The organism is Paracoccus pantotrophus (assembly GCF_008824185.1).
Taxonomy (GTDB): Bacteria; Pseudomonadota; Alphaproteobacteria; order Rhodobacterales; family Rhodobacteraceae; genus Paracoccus; species Paracoccus pantotrophus.
This window is the reverse complement of the sequence record NZ_CP044423.1, coordinates 650,452-668,572: the sequence shown is the minus strand read 5'-3', so window position 1 is coordinate 668,572 and position 18,121 is coordinate 650,452. Positions and strand designations below refer to the sequence as shown.

General features: G+C 68.6%; 15 protein-coding genes. 1 reads left to right on the top strand and 14 read right to left on the bottom strand.

Annotated elements, in window-relative coordinates; translation table 11 throughout:
• The first annotated feature begins 64 nt into the window (after positions 1 to 64).
• The gene (locus tag ESD82_RS03155; RefSeq protein ID WP_244314492.1) at positions 65 to 1,825 is read left to right on the top strand and encodes a PHA/PHB synthase family protein; all 1,761 of its coding nucleotides are present in this window, start codon (positions 65 to 67) and stop codon (positions 1,823 to 1,825) included.
• Here the strand turns inward: ESD82_RS03155 and ESD82_RS03150 are convergent.
• The 14 genes from ESD82_RS03150 to ESD82_RS03085 form a co-directional block, all read right to left on the bottom strand.
• Entirely contained in the window at positions 1,822 to 2,925 is a 1,104-nt protein-coding gene (locus ESD82_RS03150) for an acetate/propionate family kinase (protein WP_147429025.1), read from the bottom strand. The two genes, ESD82_RS03155 and ESD82_RS03150, sit on opposite strands and share 4 nt — an antisense overlap.
• Positions 2,922 to 3,848, bottom strand: a complete 927-nt coding sequence (locus ESD82_RS03145) for a bifunctional enoyl-CoA hydratase/phosphate acetyltransferase (protein WP_024845142.1) — start codon at positions 3,846 to 3,848, stop codon at positions 2,922 to 2,924. Before ESD82_RS03145 ends, ESD82_RS03150 begins: the two co-directional genes overlap by 4 nt.
• A gap of 134 nt (positions 3,849 to 3,982) precedes the next feature.
• Positions 3,983 to 4,354, bottom strand: a complete 372-nt coding sequence (locus ESD82_RS03140; protein WP_147429026.1) for a response regulator transcription factor — start codon at positions 4,352 to 4,354, stop codon at positions 3,983 to 3,985.
• A 90-nt stretch (positions 4,355 to 4,444) separates the two neighbouring features.
• Positions 4,445 to 6,130 carry a cation acetate symporter gene (locus ESD82_RS03135; RefSeq protein ID WP_231486855.1) on the bottom strand — a complete coding sequence of 562 codons (1,686 nt, stop codon included), beginning with the start codon at positions 6,128 to 6,130 and terminating at the stop codon, positions 4,445 to 4,447.
• Between the two features lie 26 nt (positions 6,131 to 6,156).
• Positions 6,157 to 6,465, bottom strand: a complete 309-nt coding sequence (locus tag ESD82_RS03130; RefSeq protein ID WP_024845139.1) for a DUF485 domain-containing protein — start codon at positions 6,463 to 6,465, stop codon at positions 6,157 to 6,159.
• A 205-nt stretch (positions 6,466 to 6,670) separates the two neighbouring features.
• Positions 6,671 to 8,626, bottom strand: coding sequence for an acetate--CoA ligase (gene acs / locus ESD82_RS03125; RefSeq protein ID WP_024845138.1), 1,956 nt, complete (start codon positions 8,624 to 8,626; stop codon positions 6,671 to 6,673).
• Between the two features lie 270 nt (positions 8,627 to 8,896).
• On the bottom strand, positions 8,897 to 9,811 hold the full coding sequence (locus ESD82_RS03120) for an FAD:protein FMN transferase (protein ID WP_147429027.1): 915 nt from the start codon (positions 9,809 to 9,811) through the stop codon (positions 8,897 to 8,899).
• Positions 9,808 to 10,383: a nitrous oxide reductase accessory protein NosL gene (locus tag ESD82_RS03115; RefSeq protein WP_024842654.1), complete on the bottom strand. Its 576-nt coding sequence runs from the start codon at positions 10,381 to 10,383 to the stop codon at positions 9,808 to 9,810. The genes ESD82_RS03120 and ESD82_RS03115 overlap by 4 nt, the downstream gene beginning before the upstream one ends.
• Positions 10,380 to 11,204 (bottom strand): ABC transporter permease, encoded by an 825-nt coding sequence (locus ESD82_RS03110; protein ID WP_036747029.1) that lies wholly within the window; start codon positions 11,202 to 11,204, stop codon positions 10,380 to 10,382. The genes ESD82_RS03115 and ESD82_RS03110 overlap by 4 nt, the downstream gene beginning before the upstream one ends.
• Positions 11,201 to 12,100 (bottom strand): ABC transporter ATP-binding protein, encoded by a 900-nt coding sequence (locus ESD82_RS03105; protein WP_028709804.1) that lies wholly within the window; start codon positions 12,098 to 12,100, stop codon positions 11,201 to 11,203. The genes ESD82_RS03110 and ESD82_RS03105 overlap by 4 nt, the downstream gene beginning before the upstream one ends.
• Positions 12,066 to 13,394 carry a nitrous oxide reductase family maturation protein NosD gene (locus ESD82_RS03100; protein ID WP_024842651.1) on the bottom strand — a complete coding sequence of 443 codons (1,329 nt, stop codon included), beginning with the start codon at positions 13,392 to 13,394 and terminating at the stop codon, positions 12,066 to 12,068. The genes ESD82_RS03105 and ESD82_RS03100 overlap by 35 nt, the downstream gene beginning before the upstream one ends.
• 4 nt (positions 13,395 to 13,398) lie before the next feature.
• The gene (gene nosZ / locus ESD82_RS03095; protein WP_024842650.1) at positions 13,399 to 15,360 is read right to left on the bottom strand and encodes a TAT-dependent nitrous-oxide reductase; all 1,962 of its coding nucleotides are present in this window, start codon (positions 15,358 to 15,360) and stop codon (positions 13,399 to 13,401) included.
• A 20-nt stretch (positions 15,361 to 15,380) separates the two neighbouring features.
• Complete coding sequence (locus ESD82_RS03090; RefSeq protein WP_024842649.1) at positions 15,381 to 17,564, bottom strand: NosR/NirI family protein; 2,184 nt, start codon at positions 17,562 to 17,564, stop codon at positions 15,381 to 15,383.
• Positions 17,561 to 18,070 carry a hypothetical protein gene (locus ESD82_RS03085; RefSeq protein WP_147429028.1) on the bottom strand — a complete coding sequence of 170 codons (510 nt, stop codon included), beginning with the start codon at positions 18,068 to 18,070 and terminating at the stop codon, positions 17,561 to 17,563. Before ESD82_RS03085 ends, ESD82_RS03090 begins: the two co-directional genes overlap by 4 nt.
• Positions 18,071 to 18,121 lie beyond the last annotated feature (51 nt).

The following is an 18,121-nucleotide window of genomic DNA, read 5'->3' as shown; positions in this document are numbered from 1 at the left end:
GCCGGGCGCGGCGGCGCCCGGCCCGCCCCACCCGCGACCGGGATCTGCTGCCATGGAGGAAACGGTGAATAGCCCTGCAACCGGCCCAACCCCGACCGGGGCGGCCCCCTATCGCGCCATCGACCGGCTGCGCGAGGCGATGGCCGCCGGCTTCGGCACCGGCGTCTCGCCCCTGGCGCTCGGCATGGCGCTGATGGACTGGTCGGCGCATCTGGCCGCCGCGCCGGGCAAGCGGCTGCAACTGGCCGACAAGGCCGCGCGCGAGGCGGCCGCGCTCTTGACCCATGCCGCGGCGCTCGCCGCCGATCCGGCGGCCGAGCCGGTGATCCGCCCCGGTCCCCAGGACCGCCGCTTCGCGGCCGCAGCCTGGCAGAACCCGCCCTTCAGCCTCTGGGCCCAGGGCTTCCTGCTGGCGCGGCAATGGTGGCAGGAGGCGACGCGCGACGTGCCCGGCGTCGATCCGCACCGCGAAAACCTGCTCTCGGCGATGGTGCAGCAATGGCTGGACATGGCCTCGCCGGCCAACCTGCCCTTCACCAATCCCGAGGTGATCACCCGCACCCTTGAGACCGCGGGGTTGAGCCAATGGGTGGGCATGCGCAACTGGGCCGAGGACATGGCGCGGCTGGCCGCCGGCAAGCCCCCGGTCGGGACCGAGCGGTTCCGCGTCGGCCAGGAGGTCGCGGCAAGCCCCGGCAAGGTGGTCTATCGCAACCACCTGATCGAGCTGATCCAATACGCCCCCGCCCCCGACACCGACACCGTGCTGGCCGAGCCGGTGCTGCTGGTCCCGGCCTGGATCATGAAATACTACATCCTCGACCTGTCGCCGGAAAACTCGCTGGTCCGGCACCTGGTCCGGGCCGGGCACACGGTCTTCTGCATCTCCTGGCGCAATCCCACGGCCGAGGACCGCGACCTGACGCTGGAGGATTACCGCAGCCTGGGGGTGATGGCGGCGGTGGATGCGATCTCGGCCATCCTGCCGGGGCGGGGCATCCATGCGGCAGGCTATTGCCTGGGCGGCACGCTGCTGGCCATCGCGGCGGCGGCGATGGGCGGGGCACGGGACGACCGACTGGCCAGCATCTCGCTCTTGGCGGCGCAGACGGATTTCGCCGAACCGGGGGAGCTGGGCCTGTTCATCGACCACGACCAGCTCAACAGCCTGGAAGGCGCGATGCGGCAGCGCGGCTACCTGACGGCCGAGCAGATGCTGGGCGCCTTCCGCTTCCTGCGCTCGAACGACCTGGTCTGGTCGCGCATGGTGCGCGCCTATCTGATGGGCGAGCGCGAGCCGATGACCGACATCCTGGCCTGGAGCAGCGATTCGACCCGCATGCCCTATCGCATGCAGGGCGAATACCTGCGCCGCTTCTACCTGGAGAACGCGCTGGCCGGCGACCGGCTGCTGGCGGACGGCCGGCCGGTGGCGCTGCGCAACATCCGCGCGCCGGTCTTTGCCGTCGGCACCGAAGAGGATTACGTCGCCCCCTGGCGCTCGGTCTACCGGCTGCATTGCCTCAGCGATGCCGAGCTGACCTTCGTGCTGGGGGACCGGGACCACCTGGCGGGGATCATCCTGGATCCGACCGGGCCCGGCCATCACCGCATCGCTACCCGCGGCCGGGACGGCACCTGCCTGCCGTCCGACGACTGGCTGCACGCCGCCGCGCTGCGCGAGGGCTGCTGGTGGCCGGCCTGGACCGACTGGCTGGCGCGGCATTCCGCGGCCGAGCGGGTGGCGCCGCCGGCCATGGGCGCCGCCGCCGCGGGCTATCCGGTGCTGGAGGACGCGCCGGGCAGCTATGTCCGCCAGCGCTAGGCCAGCAGCGCCGCGGCCTCCATCGCCATCATCCGCTCCTCGTTGGCGGGGATGATGAGCGTCGCGAAATCGCCCAAGGGCGCCATGCGGCGCAGGATCGCCTCGCGCACCGGGGCCGCGTTCTCGCCGATGCCGCCGGTGAAGACCATGGCGTCGATGCCGCCCAGCGAGACCGCCATGGCCGCCGCCGCCTGCGCGCATTTCAGCGCGAAATGGTCCAGCGCGAAACGCGACTGCGCCGAGCCGTCGGCCAGCAGCGCCGCGACATCGTTCGACCTGCCCGACATGCCCAGAAGGCCCGAGCGGTTGTAGATCAGATCCTCGACCTGCTCGGGGGCCATGCCGAAGCTGCGCTGCATCAGCAGGATCGCGCCCGGATCGACGGCACCCGAGCGCGTGCCCATGGGAATGCCGTCCACCGCGGTCATGCCCATGGTGGTATCGACGCTGCGCCCCTGATGCATGGCGCAAAGGCTGGCGCCATTGCCCAGATGCGCGGCGACGACGCGACCGCGATGCAGGTCGGGATGGTCGCGCGCCAGCACCTGCGCCAGCCATTGATAGGACAGGCCATGAAAGCCATAGCGGCGTACGCCCTGCTCGAACAATGCCTCGGGCAGGGCGAAATGGGTGAACAGCGCATCCCGCCCGGCATGGAAGGCGGTGTCGAAACAGGCCAGGTTCGGCACGTCCTCGCCCACCAGCCGCCGCGCCGCGGCGATGGCGGCCAGCCCGTGCGGCTGGTGCAGCGGCGCCAGCGGGATCAGCGCCGCCAGATCCTCCAGCACCTGCGGCGTGACCGGGGTCGAGCGGGTGTAGCGCGTGCCGCCATGCACGATGCGATGCGCCACCGCCTCGATCCGCCAGCCCTCGTCATGGGCATCGATGAAATCCAGCACCGCCTGCATGGCCGCGGCATGATCGCCGCCGGCGACCGGGCTGCGGAACTCGGGCCCGCCGGCCAGCCGGGCCGCCAGCTCGGCATCCGCGCCGATGCGGCTGACCGCCCCGCGCGCCAGCAGCGCCAGCCCCTCGCGCGCGAAGACCCGGAACTTCAGGCTGGACGAGCCGGCATTCAGCGTCAGAATCGCCGCGATCATTTCACCTGCCCCAGCCGGCGCGCCTCGGCCATCAGCACGGCCAGCGCGGTGGACAGCATCCGGGCGCGCACGGAATCGGCGCGGCTGGTCAGGATGACCGGCACCCGCGCGCCCAGCACGATCCCCGCCGCATCGGCGCCGCCCATGAAGATCAGCTGCTTGGCCAGCATGTTGCCCGATTCGATGTCGGGCACCAGCAGGATGTCGGCCTGCCCCGCCACCGGCGAGACGATGCCCTTTTCCCGCGCCGCCGCCGGGCTGATCGCATTGTCGAAGGCCAGCGGCCCGTCCAGCTCCGCATCCGCGATCTGGCCGCGATCGGCCATCTTGCACAAGGCCGCCGCGTCCAGCGTGGCCTGCATCTTGGGATTGACCGTCTCGACCGCGGCAAGGATCGCGACCTTGGGCCGGGCCGGCCCCCACAGCACGCGCCACAGAACGATGGCATTGTGCAGGATATCCGCCTTGACCATCAGGTCGGGCGCGATGTTGACCGCCGCATCGGTGATGATGAAGGGGCGCGGGTAATCCTCGGTCAGCATCAGGAAGGCGTGGCTGATCCGCCGCTCGGTGCGCAGCCCGCATTGCGGGTGGATCACCGCGCCCAACAGCTCGTCGGAATGCAGCGAGCCCTTCATGATGGCGCCGACCTGACCCGTGGCGGCCATCTGCGCGGCACGGGCGGCGGCGGCGTGGCTGTGTTCGGTATCGACGATCTCATAGGCGTCGGGGGCCTGGCCGGCCTCGGCCAGCGCAGCGGCGATGCGGGCGGCGGGGCCGATCAGCACCGGCTCGATCAGCCCGGCAGCCACCGCATCGCCCACCGCCTCGAAGACGGAATGCTGCACCGGATGGACCACGGCGGTGCGCAGGGGCGGCAGACCGGCGCAGCGGTCGATGATGGCTTGATAGGCGTCGGTCATCGCTATCCTCCGTGCTGGCGCGGATCCCGGCCCCGAGGATCGCGATATGCCGTCGGGAGGCAAGGGAAAAGCTGCGTCCCGCCCGAACAGCCGGCCCGCTGCGACGATCCGGCGCGGCCAGCCGATCCCGGAGATCAGTTGGCATGCTCCAGAAGCCGGGCGATCTCGGCCCGCAGTTCCGACAGTTCAAAGGGCTTGGCGATGAAACCGTCCGCCCCCAGCGCCAGCCCCTTGCGGCGTTCCACCACCGAGCCGCGCGCGGTCATCAACAGCACCCGCACGTCGCGCAGGGCGGGATCGGCACGCAACGCCACGACGATCTCGTAACCCGAGATGTCGGGCAGCATGATGTCCAGCAGCACCAGGTCGGGCCGGTTGGAACGGATCTCGTCCAGCGCCGCGAGGCCGCCGGCAGTCCGCCTGTAGCTGTGGCCGGCCCGCGCCAGCAGGAACTCCAGCGCGGCGGCGATATTGTCCTCGTCCTCGACGATCAGGATATGGGCCATCACCCCCTCCGAAAGACCGGACACCAGACCCGGCCCGGCCGGATCGAGGCGGCGAAGCGGCCCGCCCCCGGAAGGGACGGGCCGGCCGGTTCAGTGCGACGAGGCTTCCGCCGCGCCGATCCCGGTTTCCGAGCGCACCTGCTGGGCCAGGTAGCCGGCCCGGTCGATGCGCGCCCGCGCGCCGTTGTCCATCTTGGACACGATCCAGATGCCCAGGAAGGCCAGCGTCATCGAGAACAGCGCCGGCGAGGTATAGGGGAAGGGCGCCGAGCCGGCGGGATTGCCCAGCGTCGCTTCCCAGACCGAGGGCGACAGCACCGTCAGCACCACCGAGGAGATCAGCCCCAGGAAGCCGCCGATCACCGCGCCGCGGGTCGTGCAATCCTTCCACAGCACCGACATGAACAGCACCGGGAAGTTGGCCGAGGCAGCCACCGCGAAGGCCAGCGACACCATGAAGGCGATGTTCTGGTTCTTGAAGGCGATGCCCAGCACGACCGCGACCAGGCCCAGCACCAGCGTGGTGATGCGCGAGACGCGCAGCTCGCTGCCCGGCGCGGGGTTGCCGTTCTTGATCACGGTCGCATAGAGATCGTGGCTGACCGCCGAGGCGCCCGAGAGTGTCAGGCCGGCGACCACCGCCAGGATGGTGGCGAAGGCCACGGCCGAGATGAAGCCCAGGAAGACGTTGCCGCCCACCGCCTTGGCCAGATGCACCGCGGCCATGTTGCTGCCGCCGACCAGCGCGCCGGTGCCGTCCAGGAACTCGGGATTGGTCAGAACGAAGGTGATGGCGCCGAAGCCGATGATGAAGGTCAAGAGGTAGAAATAGCCGATCCAGCCGGTCGCCCACATCACCGACTTGCGCGCTTCCTTGGCGCTGGGAACGGTGAAGAAGCGCATCAGGATATGCGGCAGGCCGGCGGTGCCGAACATCAGCGCCATACCGAAGCTGATGGCCGAGATCGGATCCTTGATGAAGGTGCCCGGACCCATGATCGACTGGCCGGCAACGGCGGCTTCCTCGGCGGTCTTGCCGCCGGCGGTGGCCAGTTCGGCCTTGACGCGGACCGCGTCGGCGAACATCGCCTCGGGGCTGAAGCCGTAATGCCACATGACCATGAAGGACATGAAGGTCGCGCCGCCCAGCAGCAGGCAGGCCTTGATGATCTGCACCCAGGTCGTCGCGGTCATGCCGCCGAACAGCACATAGATCATCATCAGCGCGCCGACGATCACCACCGCGATCCAGTAGTCCAGCCCGAACAGCAGCTGGATCAGCGAACCCGCACCCACCATCTGCGCGATCAGGTAGAAGGCCACCACGACCAGCGTGCCCGAGGCGGCGAAGATGCGCACCGGGGTCTGGGCAAAGCGGAAGGCCGCCACGTCGGCAAAGGTGAAGCGGCCCAGGTTGCGCAGCCGCTCGGCCATCAGGAAGGTCAGGATCGGCCAGCCGACCAGGAAACCGATCGAATAGATCAGCCCGTCATAGCCCGAGATCATCACCGCGGCCGAGATCCCCAGGAAGGATGCCGCCGACATGTAGTCGCCGGCAATGGCAAGCCCGTTCTGGAAGCCGGTGATGCCGCCGCCGGCGGTATAGAAATCCGCCGCCGACTTGGTTTTCGCCGCCGCCCATTTGGTGATGTAAAGCGTCGCCAGCACGAAGGCGGCGAACATGATGATCGCGGTCCAGTTCGTCGCCTGTTTCTCGGCGCCCTGGATCACGTCGGCGGCCATGGCGGCGCCCGGCATGGCCAGGGCCGCGGCCATCAGCCCGTTGCGCAGGATCTTGTTGGTCATTTCAGCGCCTCCCGGCGAACCTTCTCGCTCAGCTCGTCGAACTCGCTGTTCGCGCGGCGCACATAGACGCCGGTGATGATGATGGTAAAGACGATCACGCCGAAGCCCAGGGGGATGCCCCAGGTCATGACACCGTCGCCGATCCGCGCGGCGAGCAGTTCCTTGTCGAAGGCGATCAGCACGATATAGCCGTAATAGACCACGAGCATCGCAATCGTCAGGATCCAGCCATAGCGGGATCGTTTCGCTTTTAGTAACTGATAGTTCGGATCTGCGGCGATCCGTTCGGCCAGGTTGTCTTGCATCGGGGTCGTGCTCCTCCACTGCCACGATATGCTGTCTTTTCAGCCGCGCCGGCGTCCTGCCGGCGAGACGATCTTCTTCTGGAAGGCTCTTGGGCGGGCGGCGGGCCTCCATGGCCATGCCGCGGCCGGTCCATGGGCGCGCATCGCCCATGGCAATCGGTCCTGCACCCTGCGGGGCCGGCGATCCGCCGCCGGCCGCCGGCCGTCAGTGCCGGTTCATCCTGTTTTCGATGAGTTCGTCGACGACGCTTGGGTCAGCGAGGGTTGAGATGTCTCCGAGGGCGGCGAAATCGTCCTCGGCGATCTTGCGCAGGATGCGGCGCATGATCTTGCCCGAACGCGTCTTCGGCAGGCCCGGCGCCCATTGGATCAGGTCCGGCTTGGCGATCGGCCCGATCTCGGTGCGCACCCATTTCTCCAGCTCGGCGCGCAACCCGTCGCTGGGCTCGACCCCGTTCATCAGCGTCACATAGGCATAGATGCCCTGACCCTTCAGCGGATGCGGATAGCCCACCACCGCCGCCTCGGCCACCTTCTCATGCGCAACCAGCGCCGATTCCACCTCGGCCGTGCCCATCCGGTGCCCCGAGACGTTGATCACGTCATCCACCCGCCCGGTGATCCAGTAATAGCCGTCCTCGTCGCGCCGGCAGCCGTCGCCGGTGAAGTAATAGCCCGGATATTGCTGGAAATAGGTCTCCATGAACCGCTGGTGGTCGCCCCAGACCGTGCGCATCTGACCCGGCCAGCTGTCGGCGATGCACAGCACCCCCTCGACCCCATCGCCGTCCAGCGCCACCCCGCTCTGCGGATCCAGCACCACCGGCTTGACCCCGAAGAAGGGCAGCGTCGCCGAGCCCGGCTTGGTCTCGATCGCGCCCGGCAGCGAGGTGATCATGTGGCCGCCGGTCTCGGTCTGCCACCAGGTGTCGACGATCGGGCAGCGCCCCTTGCCGACATGCTTGTCATACCAGACCCAGGCCTCGGGGTTGATCGGCTCGCCCACCGTGCCCAGAACCCGCAGGCTCGACAGGTCGTGCTTCTCGACCCATTCCGGCCCCTGGCCCATCAGCGCCCGGATCGCGGTCGGCGCGGTGTAGAACTGGTTGACCCGGTGCTTCTCGCACACCGCCCAGAAGCGGCCGGCATCGGGCCAGGTCGGCACCCCCTCGAACATCAGCGTCGTGGCGCCGTTGGCCAGCGGGCCGTAGACGATGTAGCTGTGCCCGGTCACCCAGCCCACGTCGGCCGTGCACCAGAACACGTCGCCGTCCTTGTAGTCGAAGACGTATTGATGCGTCATCGCCGCATAAAGCAGGTAGCCGCCGGTGGTATGGACCACGCCCTTGGGCTTGCCGGTCGAGCCCGAGGTATAGAGGATGAACAGCGGATCCTCGGCCCCCATCGGCCGCGGCGGGCAGTCGGGGCTGACCTCCTCCATCAGCTTCAGCACGTCCACGTCGCGCCCCTCGATCCAGCTGGTCTGGTCGCCGGTATGCTTGACCACCAGGCAGCGCACCCGGTCCGAGCAATGCAGAAGCGCCGCGTCGGTATTCGACTTCAGCGCCGTCTTGCGGCCGCCGCGCGGCGCGGTGTCGGCGGTGATCACCAGCTTGGCGCCCGAATCGTTGATGCGGTTGGCCAGCGCATCGGGCGAGAAGCCGGCGAAGACGATGGAATGGATGGCGCCGATGCGCGCGCAGGCCAGCATGGCATAGGCGGCCTCGGGGATCATCGGCAGGTAGATCACCACCCGGTCGCCGCGCATCACCCCCTGGGACAGGAGCACGTTGGCAAAGCGGTTCACCTTGTCCGACAGTTCCGCATAGGTGATGTGGCGGGCGGGCTGGTTCGGATCATCCGGCTCGAAGATGATCGCGGTCTGGGTCGCGCGCCGGGGCAGGTGGCGGTCGATGCAATTGACCGAGGCGTTCAGGATCCCGTCCTCGAACCATTTGATCGAGACCTGGCCCAGGGTGAAATCGGTGTCCTTCACCCGGCTATAGGGCTGGATCCAGTCCAGACGCCGCCCCTCGCGCCCCCAGAACCCCGCCGGATCCGAGATCGATTCGGCATAGAGCCGCGCATAGTCCCCAGGCGTGACCAGCGCAGCCTCAAAACCAGCCGGAACAGGATGTTTCTTAATCGATTCAATGCTCATGGCGCGCCTCCTCTACTCGCGACAGGATCGGCTCCGGCACGCCCGCACCCTCCTCAAGGCGCTGCAACGGGCGGCGGAACACCGGTTGCGCTGATGTTAATGCAATTTCTGTTTTCCAGTAAACTATTTTTTTAAAAAGAAAATTTTGTAAATTAATTGACGCAGTTTAGGCTATTTTTGTAAATACTTCACAGCCCGCCGCCGCGGGACATGCGAAAGCCGCCGCGCGGCCAGGACACGGCGGCATTCCGGGGCTGGTCGCGGACGGCCCTAGGCGCCGCGATGCAGCGATTCCAGCCGGGCGCCGTCGAAACCGGCCAGCAGCGCCAGGATCTGCGGCCGGTCCTCGGCCAGGCAGGCTGCGGTGGACAGCGCATCGGCCAGGGCCGCGCCGGGGGCCGAGATGCTGACCGCGCGCCAGGCCGGGCGCGCCGGCGCGCCGCTCAGCGGGTCGAGGATATGGCCGTCTCGCCCCGCCGCGTCGAAGCTGGTACCCAGCGGCGCCGAGGTCGCCAGCGCCCGGCCGCGCAGGCCCACCGCGCCGCCCGCGGCCAGCCGCACCGGCCAGTCGCTGCCATCGGGCCGGCCGCCCAGGGCGCGCAATTCCCCGGTGTCAATCAGGATCTCGCCCAGCCCCTCGGCCTCCAGCACGGCGGCGACGCGGTCGGCGACATAGCCCTGGCCGATGCCGTTCAGCGTCAGCGCCATCCCCGGCTCCAGCGTGATGCGGGCCGCGTCCAGCCGCACCCGGTCCCAGCCGGTGCGCGCCAGGGCCGCGCGCCGCTCGTCCGGCGCGGGACGGCGGCCGGCCGCGGCGGCCTCGGCCCAGAGCGCCCAGAGCGGCTGCACGGTCGGATCGAACCGACCGCCGCTGGCGCGATGCACAGCGCCCGCCAGCGACAGGCATTCCAGCAATTCGAAGGGCGGCGCCTCCAGCACCGCGTCGCGGTTCAGGCGCGAGAGCGCGCTCTCGGGGCGATAGAGGCTGAGGATGCCTTCCAGCCGCTCGATCTCGGCCAGGCAGCGCGCGGTGATCGCCGGGGCCTCGGGGTGGTCGATGCGGATCGAGGCGCGGGCGCCAAGCGCCTGGCCGACCCAATGCCGGCCGGGCTGGGCGCGCAGGCTTGCCGGCGCAAGCGCGACAGCGGCGGTGATGGTCAGAAAGCGACGGCGGGACAGGCTCATGTCGCGGGCTCCTTGGGTTGGCTCAGCGCGCGCAGGCGGTTCATGAAATCGGCTTCGGTACCGCTGTCGGGCACGGTCTCTTCGGGTGCCAGCACCATCTCGTCCGGGATCGCGTCCAGCCGCATCACCTGCCCGCCCTGCGCGGCGACGAAGGCCTCGGCGGCCTCGCGGCTGGAAAAGGGCACCGCCTCGGGCGCGCCCATGCCGCCGGCCTGGACCGAGCCCATGACGAAGAAGGCGTCCTCGGCCGCGATCCAGTTGCCCTGCCCCGGATCGTCCCAGGTCGCGCCGGGGGCACCCATGTCGTTCACCTGGATGGCCAAGATCGGGTGGCTTTGTTCCGGCATCCTGGCATAGGCGATGGCATCGCGGACCTGGCTGAAGAACAGCGGCGTGCCCGGCATCCCCTCCAGATGCACCTGGGCCTTGGGGCCGGGATGTTCCAGCAGGTTCATCTGGCAGAAATGGCCCAGCGTCTGGGCATTCATCTCGACCGGGGCGGTGTCCTGCGCCACCTCGTCGCGGCAGGCGGCTAGGCCCAGCATCAGCACCAGCAGCAGCGCATGTCTCATGGCGTGACCTTTCGGAATGCGGCAATGGCCAGGCCAAGCGCGGCCAGCGGCCAGGCCAGGACCGACAGCGCCGATTGCCAGAGCGGGATGGTCGCGGCGGCCCCGCCGACGCCGGCGGCGGCGGCGGTGGCCTCGGCGGCCGAGAGGTTGAACAGGCGGAAGGCGTCGGCCGGGTTGGCCAGCAACGCCACCGGCAGCACCTCGGTGGTGAAGCCGCCGCCGCCATCGGCGACGATCAGCGCCAGCAGCGCCAGGTCGTAAAGCACCACCAGCCCCAGCCACAGCCCGACCGCCAGCCCGGCTGCGCCCGAGGGTCGGCGCGCAAAGCTGGACAGCGCATAGCCCGCGCCCAGGAAGGTCGCGCCCAGCAGGGTCGAACTCCACATCAGCCGCCAGAGCGCCGGCAGGCCGGCGATCGAGGCCGGGTCGGTCCAGACCGCCGCAGCCGCCGCGGCGCCATAGCCCGCCCCCACCGCCAGAGCCAGGATCGCCATATGCGCGACCAGCTTGCCCGCCAGCACCTCGGCCCGCGCCACCGGATAGGTCAGCAGCAGGGGCAAGGTGCCGCGCTCGACCTCGCCGGCCACGGCGTCGAAGCTCATCAGCAGCGCCAGCAGCGGCACCAGATAGACGGCGAGCGAGGTCAGCGAGGCGACCACGACCGACAGCCGGTCGGCGCCGATGTCGCCGGTCGGCGCGGCACCCGCCGCCGCCAGCACCAGCGCAAAGACCACCATCAGCGCGGTGGCGATGGCGACCCAGCGGTTGCGCAGCGCGATGCGGAACTCCAGCGCCGCGGTGGAAAGGATGCGGCGGATCATTGCCCGTCCCTCCGGCTGAAATGGCTGTAGATGTCCTCGAGGCTCGGCGGGATCACGTCCAGGTCCGCGACCTGCCCGCCCAGCCCGGCGATGCGCGCCAGCAGCCCCAGCTTTTCGTCCTGCGCGCAGGCCAGGTGCAGCGTGCCGTCCTCTGCCATCCGCGCCTGCGGCAGCGCCTGGGCCAGCGCCGCCCCCGCGCCGGCGGCGGGCGTCACGGTCAACCCGACCGGCAGCGCGGCGCGGCGGCGCAGATCGGCCAGCGTACCCTCGGCCACCAGCCGGCCCTGCGACAGGATCAGGATGCGGTCGGTGCGGGCCTCGACCTCGGTCAGCGCGTGGCTGGACAAAAGGATCGCCGCCCCCTCGGCCGCCAGCCCGTCGAGCAGCGCATAGAAGTCGCGCCGCGACACCGGGTCGAGCCCCGATGTCGGCTCGTCCAGAACCAGCAGCCGCGGCCGCCCGATCAGGGTCTGGGCCAGGCCGACGCGCTGGCGCATGCCCTTGGAATAGGTGCCGATGCGGCGGCGCGCCGCCTTGGCCAGCCCCACCCGCTCCAGCAGTTCCATGGCCCGGCGCGGGCTTTCGCCGCGCAGGGACAGGTAGTGGCGGATCTGCTCCTCTCCGGTCAGGGCCGGGTGAAAGGCGGCGTTTTCCGGCAGATAGGCCACCTGCATGCGCGCCTGGCCCGAGCCGGGCGCGGCGCCGCAGACCCGCACCTCGCCGGCATCGAAGGGAATGAGGCCCAGGATGATCTTCATCATCGTGGACTTGCCGGCGCCGTTATGGCCCAGCAGCGCGACGCGCATCCCCGGCCCGAGGTCCAGCGAGACCTCGGCCAGCGCCTCGACATTCTGGAAGCGCTTAGTGAGATGAGAGATCGTCAGGGTCGATGTCATCGTAGTTTCCTTTTGCCCAACGCCCCGCGGCCTCGGCCTCGTAGGCCTCGATCTCGGGCGGGACGGGGATGGTCAGGGGCCGCATCAGGGGCGCGCTGTCCTGCACGCCGCCCGGCAGGGTGGCGGGAAAGCTCTGCTGGCTCCAGCGGATCAGCTGCACGGCCGGCGCGCCGGTCAGCAGCGCCGCGGCGGGTTGCGACCACAGGATATGGTCCATCAGGTCGTTGGGGCGATAGACCCCGTCGGCGATGCCGTCGCCGTTCAGGTCGAAGCCCGGATGGTCGGACCAGAAATTGCCGCGCCCCTCGTGGCTCCATTCGACATGGCGGGTGCCCACGTATTTCACCTGCTCGCGATTGCCGATGAAGGCATTGCCGCTGAGCACGTTGCGCTCGGACCCGGCGGTGAAATGGATGCCGATGCCGCAATCCTGGAAGCGGTTGTTCCAGATCAGGTTCTTGTGCGCGTTATAGATGAACAGGCATTTCTTCGCACCGCCGCGGATCAGGTTGCCGGTCACGTCGGCATTGTTGGCATAGTTCAGCATCAACCCATGCTCTCGGTCGCCCAGGCTTCGGTTGTCGCGGATCACCGTGCGGTCCGAGAACATGATGGCGAAACCCAGGTGGTTGCCGATGCTGACATTGCCCGTGACCTCGGTGTTGCGGGTATACATGAAATGCACGGCAAAGCGCAGGTCGCGAAACAGGTTGTCGCGATAGAAGCTGTCGGCGCTGGTGTTCGAGAAGATGCCGTCGCGGCCATAGCGCACGGAATTGCCCCGGACCAGCGCGCCGGGACTGTTCCAGACATAGATGCCGTTGCCGCGCTCGTTCATGCGCGGGTCGCGGGTGCCGATGATCTCGTTGCCGACGATGCGGGCATCGCGGCCGCCATGCACGTCGATGCCGTGCATGTTCTCGGTCAGCCGCAGGTCCAGAACCTGCGCCCGGTCGGCGCCCTTGGCGATCTTGACCCCGGCATCCAGATCCTTGTTCACCATGCCCGAGCCGGTGACGGAAAAGCCCTTCAGCGTGACATCGGGCGCGGCGATGGTGACAACCGTGCCGCGCCCGCCGCCGTCGATGACCGCCGCGCGGCTGCCGATGATGGTCAGCGGCCGGTCGATGATGACGGGGCCCGCATGGACCCCGTCCGCCAGTTCCAGCACATCGCCGGGCTCGGCCCCGGCGATGGCCTGCGCCAGGCTGCCCCGGCCAGGCGCCACCCCATGCTCGGCCGCGAGAGCGGGCGAGGCAAGCAGCAGGGCAAGGATCAGGGACAGCCGGCGCATCGGGTCAGGCCGCCTTCGGCTCGACCATCATGCGGCCGCGCATCTCCATGTGCAGCGCATGGCAGAACCACTGGCAATAATACCAGTAGACCCCCGGATTGGCCGCGACGAAGGTCACGGAAGAGGTCATCTGCGGCCCGATCTCCATCGCGACGCCGTGGTTGCCCATGGTGAAGCCGTGGGTCAGGTCGTCCACCTCGTCGAGGTTGGTCACGACGATGGTGACCTCGTCCCCTTCCGTCACGCTGAAGCTCTCGATCGAGAAGCTGGGCGCAACGCTGGACATGTAGACCCGCACCTTGTTGCCGTCGCGGATGATCGTGTCGGTCCATTCGTCGATATTGACGCCGTCCGCCTCGGCCTGCTTGCGGGTCTCGGCCCACATCGGGTCGTTGCGGTCCCAGACCGACTTGATGACGCCCGACAGGATCGCCGAATCGACGCCGATCGCATCATGCGGCTCGGCAAAGGTGGGGCCGTCATGGACCAGCACCATCTGGTCGCCCGAAATGTCGATCAGCTGGTCGTTTTCCGGCTTCAGCGGCCCGACGTTCAGGAAGCGGTCCTTCGAGAACTTGCACAGCACGACCAGCCAGTCGTTGCGCGCGTCCAGCGTCTCGCCCATCGTGGTCTTGAGATGGCCGGGCTGGTAATGCACGTCCAGCTTTTGCTTGATCGGGTCGATGTCCTCGCCGGCATAGGCGCGGATCGCCTCCTCGATGTTCCACTTGACCACCTGGCTGTCGATGAAAAGCGAGGTATAGGCGTTGCCGCGCCCGTCAAAGGCGGTGTGCAGCGGGCCCAGCCCCAGTTCCGGCTCGGCCACCACGGCGCTGCGCAGGTCGGCATCCTCATAGAAAATCGCGTCGAACTTGGTCACGTCCAGCACCGTCACCGTGGGCGACAGCTTGCCGGCGACGACCAGGTGCTTCTTGTCCGGCGCCATGTTGCAGCCATGCGGGTTGTTGGCGATGGGGATGTAGCGGGTGAACAGGCTGCCCGCCTCCTTGCGGCCGTCCAGCACCTTGCAGCCGTTGATTTCCTCGTATTGGCCGGCCTCGATGGCCTTTTCGATCTCGACGATGTTGAAGACGACGACATGGTCCATCTCGGCCTCGCTCATCTCGGCCAGCGTCATGCCCATTTCCGAGTTGTAGGAGGTCGAGAAGGCATATTTGCCCTCGTAATCGGCATCGCAATTGTCGAGGTTGCCCGAGACCAGCACCTGCCAGGCGACTTCCCACTTGTCGGCATCGACAGCGGTGAAGACGTTCACATAGGTCGAGATGTCGTCCATCGTGGTGCCGTCGTTGATCAGCGGCGCCTCGTCCTCGCCGTTGCAGAACACATAGTTGCTGCGCGGCCATTTCTGCGGGCGCAGGCCGTGGATGGCCTTGGCGTTCGGCACCTCCAGGATGGCGTCGCATTTCATCACGTCGCAGCGCACCCGCGCCACGCGGGTATTGGCCTTGTCGTTCATGAACAGGAAGCGGCCGTCATACTTGCCCTCGGTAAAGGACATGTGGACATGGTGCAGGTCGCCGTTGTCGTGGATGCGCTTGCCGTTGGCGGCAAGGTGCTTCCTGGTCCGCTCGGTCATGCTGCGTTCGTGGATGAGGATCGATTCGTTGGTGATGCCCCAGCCGGTGGCCGAGCAGCGGTTGAAGACCGGCACGCGCATCAGTTCGCGCATCGAGGGGATGCCCAGGATGCGCAGCTCACCGGTCTGGCCCGAGGACCAGAAGCCGTAATAATCGTCCAGCTGTCCGGGCGCAACGGCACCGGCACCGCTGGCGGCCAGCGCCGCACCGCTGCCCGCGGCGGTGGCGAGGCCCGCGGCGCCCGCGCCGATCACGGCCGGCCCCAGCGCCAGCCGCCCCCCGAACGCGCCGGCCATGGCCGCGCCGCCGGCCGTCGCGCCCAGAAGCGCGCGGCGGCTCAGGCCGTTTTGCTGTTTGGTTTCCATGGTCGAACTCCTTTTCGTGTTCAAGCTTCGATCTTGCGGGCGGCGTTGGGGTGCCCGGCCGGGGGCTGGCCCAGCTTGGGCACGCTGCCGGCGGCCACGGCCTCGCGCCGCTTCAACTTGCGGATCACCACCGGGCAGGTGGTCTTGGACTGGTAAAGCACCTGGCAATGCATGCAGTTGATGCATTCGTTGGGATTGATCTCGCCCGTCGGGTGGATGGACTGCACCGGGCATTGCTGGGCGCAGATCTGGCAGGGATTGCCGCATTCGCGATAGCGCTTGAGCCAGTCGAACATGCGGATCCGCGCCGGGATCGCCAGCGCCGCGCCCAGGGGGCACAGATAGCGGCAATAGAAGCGTTCGACGAAGAGCCCGGCGATCAGCAGCGCCGCCGCATAGGCCACGAAGGGCCAGGCGCGGACGAAGTTCAGGATGATCGCGGTCTTGAAGGGCTCGACCTCGGCCAGATGCTCGGCCCGTTCCACGCTCATCAGCGACACGCCGAAAAGCCCAAGGAAGATCATGTACTTGACCGGCCAGAGCCGCTCGTGCAGGCCCCAGGGCAGCGTCCATTGCGGGATGCGCAGCTTGCGGGCGACCTGGTTCGTCAGCTCTTGCAGCGCGCCAAAGGGGCAAAGCCAGCCGCAATAGGCCCCGCGGCCCCAGAACAGCAGCGCCGCGGCGACCGCAAACCACAGGATGAAGGTCAGCGGGTCCAGCAGGAAGGCCTGCCAGCTGAAACCGTTCACCAGGCTGCCGAACAGCGCCATCAGGTTCACCACCGACAGCTGCGCATTGGCATACCAGCCCAGGAAGACCAGCGTCACGGTCAGGAAGCCCATGCGGAAGACATAGAAGGCGCGCTCGTTGCGGGTGGCGAAGCTCTGGAAGAAGAAGGCCCCGGTCAGCACCAGCAGCATGACGCCGAGCCCGGCGATCTTGGCCTTGGAATCCAGCCAGATGCGCTTCCACAGCTGCGCCTGGGCCTGGCTCTCGTCGTGCTGGGCCGCGGGCGCTGCCGCCTCGGGCGCCGGCGCGGCGACGCTGCGCAGGTATTTCTGCGGCAGTTGATAGCCCAGGTCGAAGGTGTGGAAGACCTTCTCGATCGGCCCCACCTCGCGCTGCACCAGAAGTTGGATGCGGAAGGGTTTCGTCGGGTCGAAGCCCGAGGCGGCGGGGATCTTGAACAGGTCCATCTCGGTGAAATCCGGCGCGCCTTCGGCAGCGATGGCATTCACCCGCCGGTGGTCGCGGTCGCGGAAGCGGACCGAGATGTCGTCCTGGATCAGCACGATGCGGTCGAAGATGCCGCCGCGCACATAGCCCGAGCCCTTGAAGCTGTAGAGCCCGCGGCCCATCACCGCCACTGCCTGGTCGCCGGGCGCGAGCCAGGCCTGCAGGTTCGCCGCCTGCGCATCGCCCAGCAGCGCCTTGCCGATGGCGGGGACCGAGACCAGCCCGGCCTGCATCTCGATGAAGGTGGTCTCGGGGGGCTCGGACAGGGCGCGCCGGCCGGCGCGGGGATCGGCATTGCCGGCAAAGGCCGCGTTCACCTGTCCCGCGTCCAGGGTCAGCCGGCGCAGGGTGCCGTCGCCCTCCATCTCGTGCCAGTCGGCGGGAAGGGCGGCCTCGGGGTCGATCTCGAATTTCGGCCCGCTGGCGGCGGCCTCGGTCGCCAGCCCGCCCAGGCCGAGCGCGCGGGCGACCCTCAGCCCCGAGCGCGTGATGGAATCGTCGATCACCATCACCGTGACCGTGGCGCCCGAGATGATCTCGACCTCATGCCCGGTGCCGCCCGATTGCGCCTCGGCCACCAGGTCGAGGCCCCTGTAGCCCTCGACCAGCGCCTTGACCTTGGCTTCGGGGATGCCGATCAGCACGATGGGTTCGGAATGCTTGACCAGCCGGACGCCGGCAACCTTCGCATCCTTGTCCAGCGCCACGAGCGTATGGATGGGCTTGCCGGAATAACCGGTGGTGCCGACGAAATCCGAGGTGACGAAGGCATGGGCAATGGTCTCGCCGCCCTTCAGCACCGGCGCCACGGCCAGATCGGCGCGGATCGGCCCGAACCCGTCGGCGCCGGGCACCAGTTCGGCCGCGTTCTGCTCCGGCAGCAGCTGTGCCAGCACGCTTTCGGCGGCTGCCGGCAGGGTCGGCAGCAACAGCGATGCGATCGTCAGGGCAAGGCGGAGGATCTTCATGCTCGGGCATCCATGGCAATTGCCTGGGCCCGGCGCTTCGGCTGGCGCGGATCGCCCGCATCAGACCAGAGGCTGTCGCCCGCGGGCGACGGGACCGCATGGGTCCAGACAGAGGAGAAAGACGGGGGGCCGCGCGTCAGGACCAGCAGCGGGCGGATCGCGCCGCGCACCTGCGCCGCGTCCGCCGTCACCGCGGGACGCGTCCACCGCACCGGCCTGCCCGGCAGGACGGGCTCGGACCCCGAGACGAGCAGCGGCGAATGGCAGACGGGGCAGTCGCGGCAATCCTGCGGCGCGGGATGTTCGTTGCCATCGGCATCCAACCAGACGGTGCGGGCATGGCCCTCGGCGCAGATCACCGTCTGTTGCAGCGGGCCCGCCAGCGCCGCGGCCAGGTGGCCGGGCATGGCAGCGCCCGTGCCGGCCCATCCCGCCAACAGAAGGAGGAGAATCGCCGCGAAAGACAGCAAGGCCCGGGCCGGATTATGAGCTGCACTGTGGCACATGCCCCTCTCATTATGCCTTTGTCCGCCGCGTGCTTTGATTTCGGTCAAACC